The following is a 14,522-nucleotide window of genomic DNA, read 5'->3' as shown; positions in this document are numbered from 1 at the left end:
GTACACCACTCACTTTGTCTCGATGATCGCTAACTGTTTAGTCTTTTCAGCTATTTCATTTGGGTCAGCCTTTAATCTTGCCACACCAGTTTCCATCGCTGCTTTTGCCACCGCTGCAGCAACTGCAGGAGCTACACGTGCATCAAATGGAGCCGGAATAACGTAGTCCGCGGATAATTCTTCAGCACTTATTAATGAAGCAATCGCTTCTACAGCCGCAATTTTCATTTGTTCGTTAATATGGGTAGCACGCACATCCAGAGCGCCTCGGAAAATGCCCGGGAATGCAAGAACATTGTTGACTTGATTCGGGAAATCTGAACGTCCGGTGCCAATAACCATCGCACCTGCTTCTTTAGCTTCACTCGGCATGATTTCAGGCACTGGATTCGCCATCGCGAAGATGATTGGATCCTTTTTCATGGTTGCAATCATTTCTTTTGTCAATGCACCCTCAACTGAAACACCGATAAATACATCGGCATCTTTGATGACATCTGCCAATGAGCCTTCAGCACGGTCACGGTTCGTAAACTTAGCTACTTCCGCTTTTACGTTATTCATGCCAAATGAACGTCCTTCAAAAATGGCACCTTTTGAATCGCACATGATAATATCGCGCACGCCATAGCGGTATAAAAGCTTGATAATGGCTATCCCCGCTGCACCTGCTCCGTTTGCCACCACTTTTATGTTCGACATTTGTTTGCCTGCAAGCTTCAGTGCATTCACAAGTCCTGCAACAGTAACAATGGCAGTTCCGTGCTGATCATCATGAAAAACAGGAATATTCGTTTCCTTTTTCAATCTTTCTTCAATAACAAAACAATTCGGTGCTGCAATATCTTCAAGATTGATGCCTCCGAATGTAGGCTCAAGCAATTTGACCGTCTCTACAATTTTATCCACATCTGTTGTATTCAAACAAATCGGAAATGCATCAACTCCCGCAAAGCTTTTGAAAAGGACTGCTTTGCCTTCCATTACCGGGAGTGCTGCCTCCGGTCCGATATTTCCAAGGCCAAGCACGGCAGTGCCGTCTGATACTACTGCCACCATGTTGCCTTTCATCGTATAGTCGTACACTTTATTTTTATCGTCATAAATTGCCTTACAAGGTTCAGCGACCCCTGGAGAATAAGCTAAACTTAAGTCTTTAGCATTTCTGACTGGTACTTTTGATTTTGATTCTAGCTTTCCTTTATGAATTAGATGCATATGTAATGCTTCTTCTCGCAATGACATCTTCTCACTCCTTAGGGTCATATTGGAGGTGGTCTGACCACTCCAGCCAATAATAAATCATAACATAATTTTAGTTATTGTAAAGACTTGTATTTTTTTGGATTCACCGATTAAACGTTTTTAATCTTTTATTGCCACATTCTGATTGCCTAAAAGTTCTCTAAGCTCCGACAAACATCTGTCAGTTGCATCCACAAAATAGTCTCTTGGCAGCTGGACGGTTCTTTTGTCCTTCTCGTAATAAAGAAAAACGGGTGTGCCGCCGCGATGCTGCTTGAGGGTATCTTGTACAGTCTGCAGTTTCCCCTCAGCCAGATGTGACTCTTCAATTTTAAGGAATAGTGTTTTCGTTCTCTTTTCGAGATCTTGAATGGTTTCTGCATCTGATATAATCAGCTGCAGCCGATCATTGCGATTCTCAATCTTTCCGCTCAGTACTGCAACTTTCCCTTGAGAAAAGATATCCCCGGCTTTTGTATAAACAGCCGGAAAGGCTACCGCTTCAAGTTCCCCGCTCTCATCACTTAAAGCAAGAAAAGCCATAACCTCGCCTTTTTTTGTCCGGATCGTGCGGATTGCTGTGATAAATACTCCGACCTTCACCTTCTGATGAAGCAATTGCTTCGCATCGCTGATTTTCACAACCCCAAAACGATTAAATAAGAACGAGTGCGCTGATGCTGGATGACTTGAAAAGTAAAAGCCCAATGCTTCCTTTTCGAATTTAAGCATTTCTTCCATTTTGAATGGTTCAACTTCTATATATTTCGGCTTTAAACTGAATTCTTCCTCTTCCAAAAACAAATCATATTGATTTTCATCATCTGAAGAAAAAAGTGCCGCATGCTCGATTGCTAAATCAAGACTTGCAAGCAGCGTCGATCTTTCCACCTCAAACTCATCCATTGCTCCGGAAAAAATGAGAGATTCCATCACCTTTCGGTTGACGATTTTCATCGATACCCTTACACAAAAATCAAAAAGATCGGCAAATTCCTTTTTCTTTCTTGCCTGATAGATTTCTTTAACAGCGTTTGTTCCAACATTTTTAATTGCATTAAGACTAAATCGAATGCTTCCCTTTTCTACAATAAAAGGATATTCACTTCTGTTAATAGATGGCGGCAAAACAGCAACGCCATGCTGCTTGGCCTCTCTAATATATTGAGCGACTTTTTCATCATTTCCGATCACACTAGTTAAAAGTGCCGCCATAAAATAAACAGGGTAATGGGCTTTCAGATAAGCAAGCTGAAACGAAATCATGCTGTAGGCCACAGCATGGCTTCTATTAAATCCATAGTTTGCAAATTTAACAATTAAATCATAAATGCTGTTTGCAGAAGCTTCATCATAGCCGTTTTTGATGCAGCCCGATACAAAATGCTCTCTTTCCTGATCAAGCATTTCCTTAATTTTTTTCCCTACTGCTCTTCTTAATAAATCAGCTTCACCCAAAGAAAACCCAGCCATTTTTGAGGCTATTTCCATGATCTGCTCCTGATACACGATTACCCCATTGGTTGTTTTTAAGATAGGCTCCAGTGCAGGATGCGGGTATTCGATTTTTTCTCTGTGATGCTTCCGATTTATAAAGAGAGGTATGTTTTCCATTGGTCCCGGACGAAAAAGGGCATTTACAGCCACAATATCTTCAAGATCTGTTGGTTTCAGCCTTCTAAGAACGCTCCGCATTCCTTCAGACTCCAGCTGAAAAACCCCCGTTGTATCTCCTTGGCCGAGCAGTTCAAATGTCTTTTCATCTTTATAAGAAATTTTGGAGAAATCGATTTTTTTCTTCTCATTCCGTTCAATAAGACCTGTTATTCTTTCAATAAGCGTTAAGTTTCTTAGGCCTAAGAAATCCATTTTCAGCAATCCAAGGTCTTCAAGGTAATCCATCGAAAATTGAGTTAAATAGATCCCGTTATGCCCATCCTGAATGGGAATGATGTCAGTCAGCGGCTCGCTGCTGAACACTACACCGGCAGCATGTGTGGATGTATGGCGCGGCAGGCCCTCAATCTTCAGAGCCGTTTCATAAATTTTTTTATATAAATCTGACTCTGATAGAAGTTTTTGCAGATCTTTAGACTCTGAATAAGCCTGCTTTAACGTTGTACCGGGTTTAGAAGGGATGAGCTTTGCCAGCACATCCGCCTCTTTTGCTGATGCCCCCATGACTCTTCCGACATCACGAAGCGAGGCCTTAGCTGCAAGCGTCCCGAATGTCACAATCTGGGCAACGTGCATAGAACCGTATTTTTCTGCAACATAGGCAATCATTTCATCCCGTCTTGTATCAGGAAAATCAATGTCTATATCAGGCATATTGATGCGTTCAGGATTTAAAAAACGCTCAAATAAAAGATGATGTTCAATTGGATCTACATCTGTGATTTTCAACACATACGCTACCAGGGATCCGGCAGCAGATCCCCTCCCTGGCCCCGTCAAAATATGATGGTCATGGGCATACTTCATGAAGTCCCAGACGATTAAGAAATAATCACTGAACTTCATTTGTTTGATAACATCCAGTTCATACTCAAGCCTTTTAAAATATGTATCTTCCGGTTCTGAAAAACGATGTTTCAATCCTTGCAGACAAAGTCTTTCCAAATACTCGTCAGCTGATTGGCCGGCTGGTGCAGGGTATTTCGGAAGCTGTGTTTTTCCGAGTTCAAGAGATACGTTGCATTCTTCAGCAATTTTCAGCGTATTCTCCAGAGCTTCAGGACAATCTTGAAAAAGTTCAGTCATCTCAGAAGGCGATTTAAAGTAAAACTGATTCGAAGGCAGCGCATAATCGCTGTCATCTTCCATTTTTGAGCCATTTTTAATAGAAAGCAAACAATTATGGGCAAAGGCGTCCTCTTTTTCCACGTAATGAACATCATTTGCTGCTACAAGCGGAAGACCTGTTTGATGGCTTATCTTGAGGATTTCCTCAGTCATTTTGTAATCATCTTGAAGAGAATGCTTTTGAACAGATAAATAGAAGTCTCCTTCATTAAAAAAGCTCTTATACATCTCGAGAAGCTTTACTGCTTCTTCCCTTTTCCCCTCCCCAATATACTTTTCAGCAAGTCCTGTTCTGCCGGGGGTAAAGGCCGCTAAACCGCTGCTGTAGGATTTCAGCCATCTGCTCTTAATTCCTTGAGGAGATTTAGTTTGCAGTACACTGCTGATTTTCAAAAGATTCCGGTATCCATCATTATTTTTAGCGAGCAGTATAAGGGGATACCCAGAATCCTCACCGGTCTCTTCTAAAATGACCGAAGCTGTCAGTCCGATAATTGGCTTGATGCCTTGTTTTTTGCATTGTTTATAAAAAGCAATCGCTCCATGCATCGTATGAAAATCTGTAATAGCGAGAGCCTTGAATTGATATGATGTTGCTTTTTCGATTAACTTATCTATTCTTGCTGAGCTGTTCAGCAAACTGTAGGCGCTTTGAACTTGAAGGTGAACAAATGGCAATCTATGTTCCCACCCTTTCTGGCATTCTCATAGTTTTATTATATTCCTGTTTGAAAAGTGACACAAATTGAAGCTTTCTCATCACATACTTCCCTGTGTTTGTCCATATACATGTCAGTAAGGGGATGATGATAAAAATGGAGGTTAAAGAAGCTTTTATACCAGCCTTTATAAATAGTTATTTTATAGCGCTTGGAGTGATCTTGGGCGGTTCAATTATCGGCGGCGTAGGAGCATATTTAGCCGGGGAGCCTCCTCTGTCAACCATTTACAGTCTTGCAAACAGATTGAAAATTTGGGCGCTTGTTGCTGCAATCGGCGGTACGTTTGATACGTTTTACAGCTTTGAAAGAGGATTTTTCGAAGGCGAAACACGGGATGTCATCAAACAGATTCTGCTTATTATTTCAGCTATGGGCGGTGCCCAGACAGGCTGGCTCCTTATTTCATGGCTGACACAGGAGCAGCCGCAATGAGAATTCCGCCTCTATACAAAAGACCTTCCTGGCAGCGGCTTTTCGCGGGAATGGTTCTCGGCGCTGTCGTCAGCTGGTGTATCTTTCTCTACATTTACGGTGAATGGCAGGAGGAACTAACAACTAAGATTGAAGATCAGGCATATACAATTTCGGATTTAAAAAAAGCCAATATGAGCTATAAAGAAGAAATTGAGACGCTCAATAAAATCAATCAGGAAAAACTGAGGGTCCAAAACATTCATGTAACTCTGGTGAACGGGGAAAGGTATCAATTCACATCGCTTATGACCTATATGATTCAAGATCATGTAAAAGAGGATATTTCTGACGTGATTGCAAAGGATTTAGAAAGTGTTTATAAAAGCCGGAAGCTGATGAAAAAAGCGATTGAAAATAAGGTCTATAAAATTGACGACAAACAATATAAAGTGGAAATTGAGGAAATGTTCATATACACGACCCTTTTTATCGAGCTTAAAGTAGCATTTGCAAAGTAGCATCCGGGACTTCCGAACCGGATGAATCGTTTTAAAAGGGAATCAACTAAATAAATGGGATTATTTTTTGAAATTTCAATTAATTACATCGCACTCCCTCGCATCTATGGGGTAAAATGGTAATAGCATCAGACCCAATCACCCATTTTCTAGAAGGAGGGAATGTGATGTATGTATTAAATCACAAAAAGATGGCCCGTGAAAAAGCTGATCGGCTGAAAGAAGGCTTTTCCGCTTATGCAGAGTCTGCTGAACTAGCTTCATTAATTAAAAAGGAACTGCTTGCACAAGGACTGACCTTCCACGAAGATTCAACCGAATTCGGATATTGGTTTATCCCAGTTAAATAATTGATTAAGCCTGACACACTTTTTCAAGATCTGCAAGAACCTGCTCTGCTTCTTCCCAGTTATAGATTGATGCCCCCGAAGCAAGTGGGTGCCCTCCGCCGCGATATTTCTTGGCTAACTCATTGATAATCGGTCCTTTAGATCTTAAACGCACCCGAATTTGATCAGATTCCTCTACAAAGAAGACCCATGCCCGAAGACCTTCTATATTGCCAAGCATCCCAACCAGTTGAGAAGCCTCAGAAGCACTTACTTCAAATTTTTCAAGAATCTCTTTTGTCAGAATCATCGATGCAGCACCTGAAGATGAAAGTTTAAAATTTTGAAGAACATATCCGCTAAGCTTAGCTGCATTCACCTTTGTCTTATATAACTCATCGTAAATTTCTGTGAAAGCAAAGTTGTACTCCACGAGCTCACTTGCGTACCTCAGCGTTTTTTTCGTTGTGCTCGGAAAAAGAAAACGGCCTGTATCTCCAACAATGCCTGCATAAATCAGCTGAGCCGCTTTATCAGGCAAAACAAGTCCATCTTCTTTTCCTGAAAGGTAAAATTCATAAATCATTTCACTGACAGAACTTGCTTTCGTATCCACCCACAACAGATCACCATATGGATCCTCATTTGGATGATGGTCAATTTTAATTAATTTTGCACCTGTACGGTAACGCTGGTCACAAACACGCTCCTGATTGGCTGTGTCACAGACAATCACTAGAGCGCCATCAAAATCCCGGTCTGCAATAGTGTCCATCTTATACAAAAATTCAAGAGTCGGCTCCCCAAGCCCTGCGAGCAATACTTTTTTATCAGGAAATGATGCTTTGATGATTTCAGCTAACCCGCACTGAGATCCGTATGCGTCCGGATCAGGCCGCACATGCCGATGGATAATGATCGTTTGATATTCTTTTATGGCTGACAGTATTTCACTTTTCATATGTAATCTCCTTTGCATACCTGCTTATAGACTAATTAAATCATAAAAACCATCGTGCAGAAAAGCGAATCTTCTCTTTTGGTTATGGCAATTCACTGCAAGAATGATTAAAATAGAGGATGTAAGTTTAATATGGAGGTTTTACTTAATGCCTGTATTCGTAATTCTGATCATCTTTGCCTTTTCCTTTTATCTCTTCTATAAAGTCAAATTCTACAGAACAAAAAAGCCTATGGAGAAGCAATGGCTCTCTGCAAAGTCAAGCATTGCCCTTGGAATTTTCGTCTTTTTCTTTGGACTCAATCAATTATTTCTTTTTCATTCAACCGTATCATTAGTCGTTGGAATCATTTTTATGATTGTCGGACTCGCAAGCAGCTGGGCAGGATATAAAGCCTATAAACATTATTTGCCGTTTGCTCTTAAGGAATCCAAGCAAGGCTGATAAGAAAAGCGCAAGCGCCCGTTTAGCTCCGACAGACAGATAAGGATCCGCCAGTAAAGGCGCTTTTTGCCTTTACTGGCGAATCCGTTCTGGCCGAGGAGTTGGGCGGTGGAGCTAGACATCGAAGCACAAAATTTTATACTTTCTTATCTTTTAAAAAAGAAAAAGGACGGATGACCGTCCTTTTTCTTTTTGTTTGTTTTCGATTATAAATGTTGTCCGTTGCTTTCCGCTACAGGCATTTGCTTTCCGCGGTCCGGCTGGGACCCCTCGGCTATGCCTGCGGGGTCTCCCATTTCCCTCTATTTCCCGCAGGAGTCAAATGCCTGCAGCGTAGATCCACTAAAGGTATTTAACATGTAGTCTAAAAGCAACAATGTTTACGAAAAGAGCCTTCTTTTTAACTTCTCTCTATAAGCTGAACCATCATCATCGCTTTCCCGACAACGACTCCATTGCTGAACACTTCTACATCTATTTTTCCGAATTTGCGTCCGACTTCCAGTATTTTCGGATGAACCTCAAGCATACTGTCCATCTGAACAGGCTTCATAAAATAAATCGTAATATTCTCAACAACAATTTCGCCTTTTTTCTGTGTGCGCAAATAGCGATTTGTTGCTTCTGTGACAACCGTTGTAAACACTCCATAAGAAATCGTTCCAAGATGATTTGTCATTTGCGGACTGACCTGAAAGCGATATACATTCGCCTTTTTAGCATCCTCGGCAATCACTACAAACTGGTTTGTCACAATATCATCCAGTTTTTCTCCTATTTGAGGCTGCCTTTGAATCATTTGCAGCGCCTGAAGCACATCCTGACGGCTGATCATTCCCTCAAGCCGATTGTTCTGATCAACGACAGGCAAGACTTCGATGCCTTCCCAGACCATCATTTGTGCCGCAGATGCTACGGAGGTTTTGCCGATAACGGTAATTGGGTTTTTCGTCATCACTTTTTCTACAGAAACATTGCGCTCATATCCCATCACATCTTTTGATGTAACCATTCCCTGTACTTTTAAATTATGATCGATAACAGGAAAACGGCCGTGGCCTGTTTTATAGTTATGCTGATACCATTCTTCAATAGGATCAGTCGTTTTCAGGCATACGGTCTTATCAAGCGATGTTAAAATATCCTCTACAAGAACAATTTCTTTTTTTATAAGCTGATCGTAAATGGCCCTGTTGATCATGGTTGCAACAGTAAAGGTGTCATAGCTCGTTGAAATAATCGGAAGCTCTGCTTCATCGGCAATTTTCTTGACATGGTCGTCCGTGTCAAAGCCGCCTGTTATCAGAACGGCAGCACCCGCTTCTATTGCAAGCTGATGAGCATTCGTCCTGTTCCCTACAATCAGCAGGTTGCCTGCGCCTGTATAACGCATCATTGCTTCTAATTTCATTGCGCCGATGACAAATTTATTCAGTGTTTTATGAAGTCCGGCACGGCCTCCAAGAACTTGTCCATCAACAATATTTACAACCTCAGCATATGTGAGTTTTTCGATGTTTTCTTTTTTCTTTTTTTCAATCCGTATTGTTCCAACGCGCTCTATCGTGCTGACATACCCTTTATTTTCAGCTTCTTTTATTGCACGATAAGCTGTACCTTCGCTCACACTCATATCTTTTGCAATCTGCCGGACCGAGATCTTTTCCCCGATCGGGAGGGAATCAATATGCTGCAATATTTGTTCATGCTTTGTTGCCAAGCTTCTTCACCCTTTTTTCATCAGCCATTCTTATCTTCCAATTTCATTATAAGGGTGTGAACGCTTTATATCAACGAGCTGCTGCACGCTGCTTAGTTTTTGCCTGGTACTTGCGCACAGCTGCACGTTTTGCAGAACGTTTTTTAGGAGCATAAATCAGCCCCGTCATATTGCCGCCAATCACACATAAAGCAAAGATCAGCCAAACTAGAGAAAAGAAGCTTTCCAAAGAACTGCTGCTTGAAAAATCCAGACGGGGCAATGCAAAATAGACAATGGCTCCGGCAAATAAGATATAAAGAATACGCATTATAGACCAACTCCTTTTTACAGCTTGTTTCATTTTATGCGATGGTCCTCTCATTCATGCGAAACACCGGGGATTTAAAAGAAGAAAAATTGACATAGAAAAAGCGGAGGAATAACCCCCGCCTGCGTTTTATAGTTTAATAGATTCTCCAGCTTCCATCACTTTTCCGGTATTGCCGGAGAGTCTGCTGACAAATTCTTTTGGATCCTGTTCAATGACAGGGAATGTATTGTAATGCATAGGAACAACCGTTTTTGCTTTGATCCACTTTGCAGCAATTGCAGCATCCTCTGGTCCCATTGTAAAATTATCCCCGATCGGCAAAAAGGCCAGATCAAGATCTTCAAATTCTCCCAGAAGCTTCATATCTGAGAAGAGCGCCGTATCCCCTGCATGGTAAACCGTTTTCCCATCATTTTTAAAGAGAATCCCAGCTGGCATGCCAGTATAAACGATTTTTTGCTCCTCTTCCTCTTCATAGCTTGAACCATGAAATGCCTGAGTAAATTTAACCGTTCCAAATTCAAATGTGTGCGATCCGCCAATATGCATTGGATGGACATTTAATCCTTTCCATCCCAAATATGTAGCAAGTTCAAAAGGAGCAACAACCAGGGCATTGTTTTGTTTCGCAAGCTGAATGGTGTCTCCGACGTGGTCATTATGACCGTGTGTCAGTAATATAACATCAACTTTTAAATCTTCAACCTTCAAGTCTGTCTGGCCATTTCCATTAATAAATGGATCAATGACAATCGTATGTGTATCCGTTTGAATTTTCACAACTGAATGTCCATGGTATGAAACCTTCATTTTCTCACTCCCAATCCATTGATAATTTTATCGTACTAAAAATGACCATTGATGTCACATTATAACCTTCAAGCAGGCACGAAAAAGCGGACATTCTTTTCAATGTCCGCTGTACTCGATTATTCACCCAGCAATGCTCTCGCATCAGAATAGGCTAATCTATGAGATTCCGCCACTGCTTCATAGGTTACAAAACCGTTTAATGTATTGAGTCCTTTTAAAAGCGATTCATTTTCCAGACATGCTTTTTTGTAACCCTTATTTGCGATTTGCACTGCGTAAGGAACAGTTACATTTGTCAGAGCAATCGTTGAAGTTCTTGGCACAGCACCAGGCATATTGGCCACAGCATAGTGAAGGACGCCATGCTTTTCATATGTTGGATTATCATGAGTGGTAATTCTGTCTGTGGTAGCAAAAATACCTCCTTGATCGATTGCAATATCGACAATGACTGAACCCGGAGTCATGCTTTGGACCATTTCCTCGGACACAAGCTTTGGAGCTCTTGCCCCCGGTATCAGCACAGCTCCAATCACAAGATCTGACTGACTGACAGCATAAGCAATATTGTAGGGGTTTGACATGAGCGTGGTGATTTCTTTTCCAAAAATATCATCCAGCTGGCGCAGACGGTCCGGGTTTACATCGAGCATGGTAACATCGGCCCCAAGTCCGACGGCGATTTTGGCAGCGTTCGTTCCGGCTACCCCGCCTCCGATAATGGCCACTTTCCCGCGCTTCACTCCGGGTACTCCTGACAATAAGATACCCATTCCGCCTTTTGGTTTTTCTAAAAATTGCGCGCCAATTTGTGAAGCCATTCTTCCGGCCACTTCACTCATCGGTGTTAAAAGAGGCAATGAGCGGTTTGGAAGCTGAACCGTTTCATAAGCAATCCCAACTACTTTCCGGTCAATCAGTGCACGGGTAAGCTCTGATTCAGCAGCAAGATGCAGATAGGTGAATAAAATTAACCCCTCACGAAAGTATTGGTATTCAGATGGAAGGGGCTCCTTTACCTTCATCACCATATCGGGCGCCCAGGCTTCTTCTGGTGAAGCAACGATTTTCGCACCTGCTTCCATGTACTGATGATCCGGAAAACCCGATCCTTCCCCTGCGTTCTGCTCAATATACACCTCATGCCCCGCCTGAACAAGGGGAATGACACCAGCAGGGGTCATGGCCACGCGGTTTTCGTTATTTTTAATTTCTTTAGGTATGCCGATCTTCATCATTTTTCCTCCTGTATCATTTCCATTTCATTCCGGTTCTATTTTAAGTATTTCCTTAATTTATCATATGGAAACTCACCAAAATTGGAAATCTATTCTAGGAAATGTGCGTTTACCACGAAAAGCGGAACCGACTGGTCAGACTCGGGCAGACAGATAAGAAATCACCGGAAAAGGCCGGTTTTGCCTTTTTCGGGGAATTTGTTCTGGCCGAGGAGTTGGGTGATACAGCTGGACACAAATGTGCGAATTTTTTTATATAAAAAACACCCCAACATGAGTTGAGGTGCACATTATGGGCGGCGATTCAATACATTTACAGCTCCGGTGGCTTCGATGACAGCCCCGGTAATCATATCTGAATTTTCACTGCATAAAAACGCAATCAGTCTTCCGATATCTTCTCCCGTTCCTGATCTGCCAATAGGAGTATCCGGGTCGCGAACCTCTCTTGCCTGAGAAATACTTGCTTCCTTCATCTCTCCTGTGATATTGCCAGGGCAAATCATATTGGCTGTTATGCCGTATTCTGCTTCCTCAATCGCAATCGTTTTAGTGAGAGATGCAAGACCGGTTTTAGCTGCACTGAATGCAGAACGATGCAGCCAGCCTGATGATGAATCAGCTCCTTGAAAACCGTAAGTGATAATGCGTCCGTATTGCTGTTTTCGCATGATGGGAATCACTTTTTTCAGCAGATAAAAGACAGCGGTCAAATTGCCGTCTATCATTTCATGCCATTCCGCGTCAAGATAATCAGCCAATTTTTTTCTTTCGAATATGTAAGGGCCGGCATTATTAATTAAACAGTCGATGCGGCCAAACTTTTTGAATCCCTCATCAACTAAATAAAGCAGGTCTTCTTTTTTTGTTACGTCCCCTTTAATAAAGAGCATGCGGTCTTCAAGATGTGCATATTGTTTCTTTAGCTGCGCAACGGCAGATTCATCACTGCGGTAATTAATTGTGACAGAGTAGCCTTCAGACAGGAACAGCTCCGTCACTTTTCTTCCTAAACCTTTTGAACCAGCTGTTATGATGGCATGTCTCAACGTTAAAATCCTCCTCGGTGAACCGGGATATAGTATACTATTTATCTTTTTCATTGTATTGAAATGAAAACAATCTTACAATAACGAAAAGCGGAATCGCCCGTCTAGCACAGGCAGACAGATAAGGATCAGCCAGCGAAGGCGCTTTTTTCCTTTGCTGGATGAGCCGTTCTGGCCGAGGAGCTGGGCGGTGGAGCTAGACAATAACGAAAAGCAGAATCTCCCGGTTAGCGCAGGCAGACAGATAAAAATTCACCCGAAAAGTCCGGGTTTGACACTGCCTGAACCTTCTGCAAATCTGAATCTATAACAGCATGGAGTCCGCAGATGATCAAGCTACATATAATGAATATTTAACAAAGGCGGAAAAATCATGGCGCAATCTGCGATCGCATCAAAACTTGAACAATTCGGATTAGAGGCTGTCCCTAAGGAACTTCGCAGCACTTCCTGGTTTGACTATTTTATCATTCAATTTTCGTTTTCTGTTAATGCAGGCAATTTTCTTCTTCCTGCACTGGCCGTTATGGAGGGGGGGCTTTCTTTTTTTCAGGCAGTACTATGCACAGTGATTGGAGCTTCACTTGCCTTCTTTTTTGTCTCGCTTTTATCGCTTCCCGGCTCAGTTCACGGAATTCCTGCACAATATGCGATAAGGTCTTTTATTGGAACAAAAGGAGCGCGCTTTTTCTCTTCACCGGTGCGCACTATTACATCACTGTATTGGTTCTGCGTTCAAACAATAGGCGGTACACTGATGATCATTGAGATCTGCAGACGCTACTTTCAAATTGAACTTGAATTCGCTCCCCTGGCTATGCTGCTTGGAACAGGCATGGCAGCAATTGCAGCTGCAGGCTTTGATGCTGTAAAAAAAATCACAAAATATTTCCTGCCTTTTTTGCTTGCTGGACAAGGAGTGATTTTCTATTTGTATTTTACTACAAGGTCAGCACCGCCTTCAGCATCTAATATGCCCATAGACTCAAATTCTGCCTTATTGACAATGGCTCTCTATGCAAGCCTTGTATTTGTCCAGTATATTTCTGGTGTCAGCGCTTCAGCGGATATGGCGAGATATGCGAAATCTCCTAAGCATGGATTTTTCGGCTTATATGCCGGCAATCTATTCGGATTTTTCCTGACAGCATGCTTTGGGGCATATAGTGCCTTTTATTATAACCAGCTGAATCCATTCATATCAGCAAGTACATTAACTGATTCCATTCCAGTCGTGATGGTCATTTTACTTTGTTCGATTTTATCGATGTTTTCAATCAATCTGAACAATGCTTATACAGGTGCCTTCAGCCTGCTGAATATTTTCCCGGCACTTGGAAGACTGAAAAGTGCAGCTGTTTTCGGCATAGCGGCCATCTGCTTGAGTACAATTCCTGCGTTTGTCACGGAAGCTTCTTATTTCATTTCTTTGATGGGATCCGCGATTATTCCACTATCTGCTGTTATTGTCGTGGAATTTGTGATGAATCATTTTAAAACAGCACAAATCTCCTCAAAGCAAATAAACGGAAGAGCCGCAGTCGCCATTATTTGCGGGATATGTATTTATTTCATCATTCCTGATCGTTTTTCACCTGGTTTTTTTACATTTATCTTCTCTGGGCTGCTTTGCTTGATCCTTATTAAAACAGAAAAAAGTCATCATGATTGATGACTTTTTCTTGTATTTGAATGAAAACTATTCTTTATCTTCGTCTCGCGGCTGAAGATTTTCCTGAAGGAAATTTTGTTCGTACTGCTGCTCAACTACTCCGCTTGAATAAGCATCTGTAATTAGCTGTGATGTTTCATTTTCTCCTTCATAATCATAATAAGCAGATTGACTTTTCGGATCTTTTTCTTTTCCCATCGGTAACAGCTCCTTGTGTTCAGATAGTGTATTCTTTACTATCGTTTGTGAAAATGGGCCTGATTACGATGGTAAAACCT

Annotated in this window: 14 protein-coding genes; 5 read left to right on the top strand and 9 right to left on the bottom strand. The window is 41.8% G+C overall.

Going from position 1 to position 14,522, the window contains the following annotated elements:
* Positions 1-9: 9 nt before the first annotated feature.
* Both ystJ and dnaE read right to left on the bottom strand, forming a co-directional pair.
* A complete protein-coding gene (gene ystJ, locus GJU41_RS15700) occupies positions 10-1,245 on the bottom strand; it encodes an NADP-dependent malic enzyme (protein ID WP_070877730.1) in 1,236 nt (411 codons plus the stop codon).
* 120 nt (positions 1,246-1,365) lie between these two features.
* Complete coding sequence (gene dnaE, locus GJU41_RS15695) at positions 1,366-4,728, bottom strand: DNA polymerase III subunit alpha (RefSeq protein ID WP_070877731.1); 3,363 nt, start codon at positions 4,726-4,728, stop codon at positions 1,366-1,368.
* Positions 4,729-4,865: 137 nt separating this feature from the next.
* Between dnaE and ytrH the strand changes: the two genes are divergently transcribed.
* From ytrH to GJU41_RS15680, 3 genes are all read left to right on the top strand, one after another.
* On the top strand, positions 4,866-5,204 hold the full coding sequence (gene ytrH, locus GJU41_RS15690; protein WP_070877732.1) for a sporulation membrane protein YtrH: 339 nt from the start codon (positions 4,866-4,868) through the stop codon (positions 5,202-5,204).
* The gene (gene ytrI / locus GJU41_RS15685; protein WP_070877733.1) at positions 5,201-5,704 is read left to right on the top strand and encodes a sporulation membrane protein YtrI; all 504 of its coding nucleotides are present in this window, start codon (positions 5,201-5,203) and stop codon (positions 5,702-5,704) included. The genes ytrH and ytrI overlap by 4 nt, the downstream gene beginning before the upstream one ends.
* 167 nt (positions 5,705-5,871) lie before the next feature.
* Positions 5,872-6,054, top strand: coding sequence for a YtzJ family protein (locus GJU41_RS15680; protein WP_070877734.1), 183 nt, complete (start codon positions 5,872-5,874; stop codon positions 6,052-6,054).
* Between the two features lie 4 nt (positions 6,055-6,058).
* On the opposite strand, the gene GJU41_RS15675 is transcribed toward GJU41_RS15680, so the two are convergent.
* Positions 6,059-6,994, bottom strand: a complete 936-nt coding sequence (locus GJU41_RS15675) for a DHH family phosphoesterase (protein ID WP_070877735.1) — start codon at positions 6,992-6,994, stop codon at positions 6,059-6,061.
* A gap of 148 nt (positions 6,995-7,142) precedes the next feature.
* On the opposite strand from GJU41_RS15675, the gene GJU41_RS15670 reads away from it, so the two are divergent.
* Complete coding sequence (locus GJU41_RS15670; protein ID WP_070877736.1) at positions 7,143-7,439, top strand: YtpI family protein; 297 nt, start codon at positions 7,143-7,145, stop codon at positions 7,437-7,439.
* 400 nt (positions 7,440-7,839) lie between these two features.
* Here the strand turns inward: GJU41_RS15670 and GJU41_RS15665 are convergent, their stop codons facing one another.
* The 5 genes from GJU41_RS15665 to GJU41_RS15645 form a co-directional block, all read right to left on the bottom strand.
* Positions 7,840-9,159, bottom strand: coding sequence for a DRTGG domain-containing protein (locus tag GJU41_RS15665; protein WP_070877737.1), 1,320 nt, complete (start codon positions 9,157-9,159; stop codon positions 7,840-7,842).
* A gap of 70 nt (positions 9,160-9,229) precedes the next feature.
* Positions 9,230-9,469, bottom strand: a complete 240-nt coding sequence (locus GJU41_RS15660) for a hypothetical protein (protein WP_070877738.1) — start codon at positions 9,467-9,469, stop codon at positions 9,230-9,232.
* Between the two features lie 129 nt (positions 9,470-9,598).
* Positions 9,599-10,282 carry a metal-dependent hydrolase gene (locus tag GJU41_RS15655; RefSeq protein WP_070877739.1) on the bottom strand — a complete coding sequence of 228 codons (684 nt, stop codon included), beginning with the start codon at positions 10,280-10,282 and terminating at the stop codon, positions 9,599-9,601.
* A 119-nt stretch (positions 10,283-10,401) separates the two neighbouring features.
* Positions 10,402-11,520 carry an alanine dehydrogenase gene (gene ald, locus GJU41_RS15650; RefSeq protein WP_070877740.1) on the bottom strand — a complete coding sequence of 373 codons (1,119 nt, stop codon included), beginning with the start codon at positions 11,518-11,520 and terminating at the stop codon, positions 10,402-10,404.
* Between the two features lie 293 nt (positions 11,521-11,813).
* Positions 11,814-12,572: an SDR family oxidoreductase gene (locus GJU41_RS15645; RefSeq protein WP_070877741.1), complete on the bottom strand. Its 759-nt coding sequence runs from the start codon at positions 12,570-12,572 to the stop codon at positions 11,814-11,816.
* Positions 12,573-12,945: 373 nt separating this feature from the next.
* Here GJU41_RS15645 and GJU41_RS15640 point away from each other — a divergent pair, with 373 nt between their 5' ends.
* Positions 12,946-14,244, top strand: coding sequence for a cytosine permease (locus GJU41_RS15640; protein ID WP_070877742.1), 1,299 nt, complete (start codon positions 12,946-12,948; stop codon positions 14,242-14,244).
* A gap of 27 nt (positions 14,245-14,271) precedes the next feature.
* Here GJU41_RS15640 and GJU41_RS24685 read toward each other — a convergent pair whose 3' ends face one another.
* The gene (locus tag GJU41_RS24685) at positions 14,272-14,442 is read right to left on the bottom strand and encodes a hypothetical protein (protein WP_170292810.1); all 171 of its coding nucleotides are present in this window, start codon (positions 14,440-14,442) and stop codon (positions 14,272-14,274) included.
* Positions 14,443-14,522: the final 80 nt, after the last annotated feature.

It is taken from the genome of Metabacillus idriensis, from assembly GCF_009674765.1.
GTDB classification, from domain to species: Bacteria; Bacillota; Bacilli; order Bacillales; family Bacillaceae; genus Bacillus_P; species Bacillus_P idriensis.
Note: the sequence above shows the minus strand (reverse complement) of the source record. Positions and strands in the feature narration are given on the sequence as shown.

What these genes read in the sequence shown, in the direction of transcription:
- GJU41_RS24685 (WP_170292810.1), bottom strand. Translation starts at nt 14,442, where the DNA reads ATGGGAAAAGAAAAAGATCCGAAAAGTCAATCTGCTTATTATGATTAT.
- GJU41_RS15670 (WP_070877736.1), top strand. Translation starts at nt 7,143, where the DNA reads ATGCCTGTATTCGTAATTCTGATCATCTTTGCCTTTTCCTTTTATCTC.
- ystJ (WP_070877730.1), bottom strand. Translation starts at nt 1,245, where the DNA reads ATGTCATTGCGAGAAGAAGCATTACATATGCATCTAATTCATAAAGGA.
- GJU41_RS15655 (WP_070877739.1), bottom strand. Translation starts at nt 10,282, where the DNA reads ATGAAGGTTTCATACCATGGACATTCAGTTGTGAAAATTCAAACGGAT.
- ytrI (WP_070877733.1), top strand. Translation starts at nt 5,201, where the DNA reads ATGAGAATTCCGCCTCTATACAAAAGACCTTCCTGGCAGCGGCTTTTC.
- GJU41_RS15680 (WP_070877734.1), top strand. Translation starts at nt 5,872, where the DNA reads ATGTATGTATTAAATCACAAAAAGATGGCCCGTGAAAAAGCTGATCGG.
- ald (WP_070877740.1), bottom strand. Translation starts at nt 11,520, where the DNA reads ATGAAGATCGGCATACCTAAAGAAATTAAAAATAACGAAAACCGCGTG.
- ytrH (WP_070877732.1), top strand. Translation starts at nt 4,866, where the DNA reads ATGGAGGTTAAAGAAGCTTTTATACCAGCCTTTATAAATAGTTATTTT.
- GJU41_RS15660 (WP_070877738.1), bottom strand. Translation starts at nt 9,469, where the DNA reads ATGCGTATTCTTTATATCTTATTTGCCGGAGCCATTGTCTATTTTGCA.
- GJU41_RS15675 (WP_070877735.1), bottom strand. Translation starts at nt 6,994, where the DNA reads ATGAAAAGTGAAATACTGTCAGCCATAAAAGAATATCAAACGATCATT.
- GJU41_RS15640 (WP_070877742.1), top strand. Translation starts at nt 12,946, where the DNA reads ATGGCGCAATCTGCGATCGCATCAAAACTTGAACAATTCGGATTAGAG.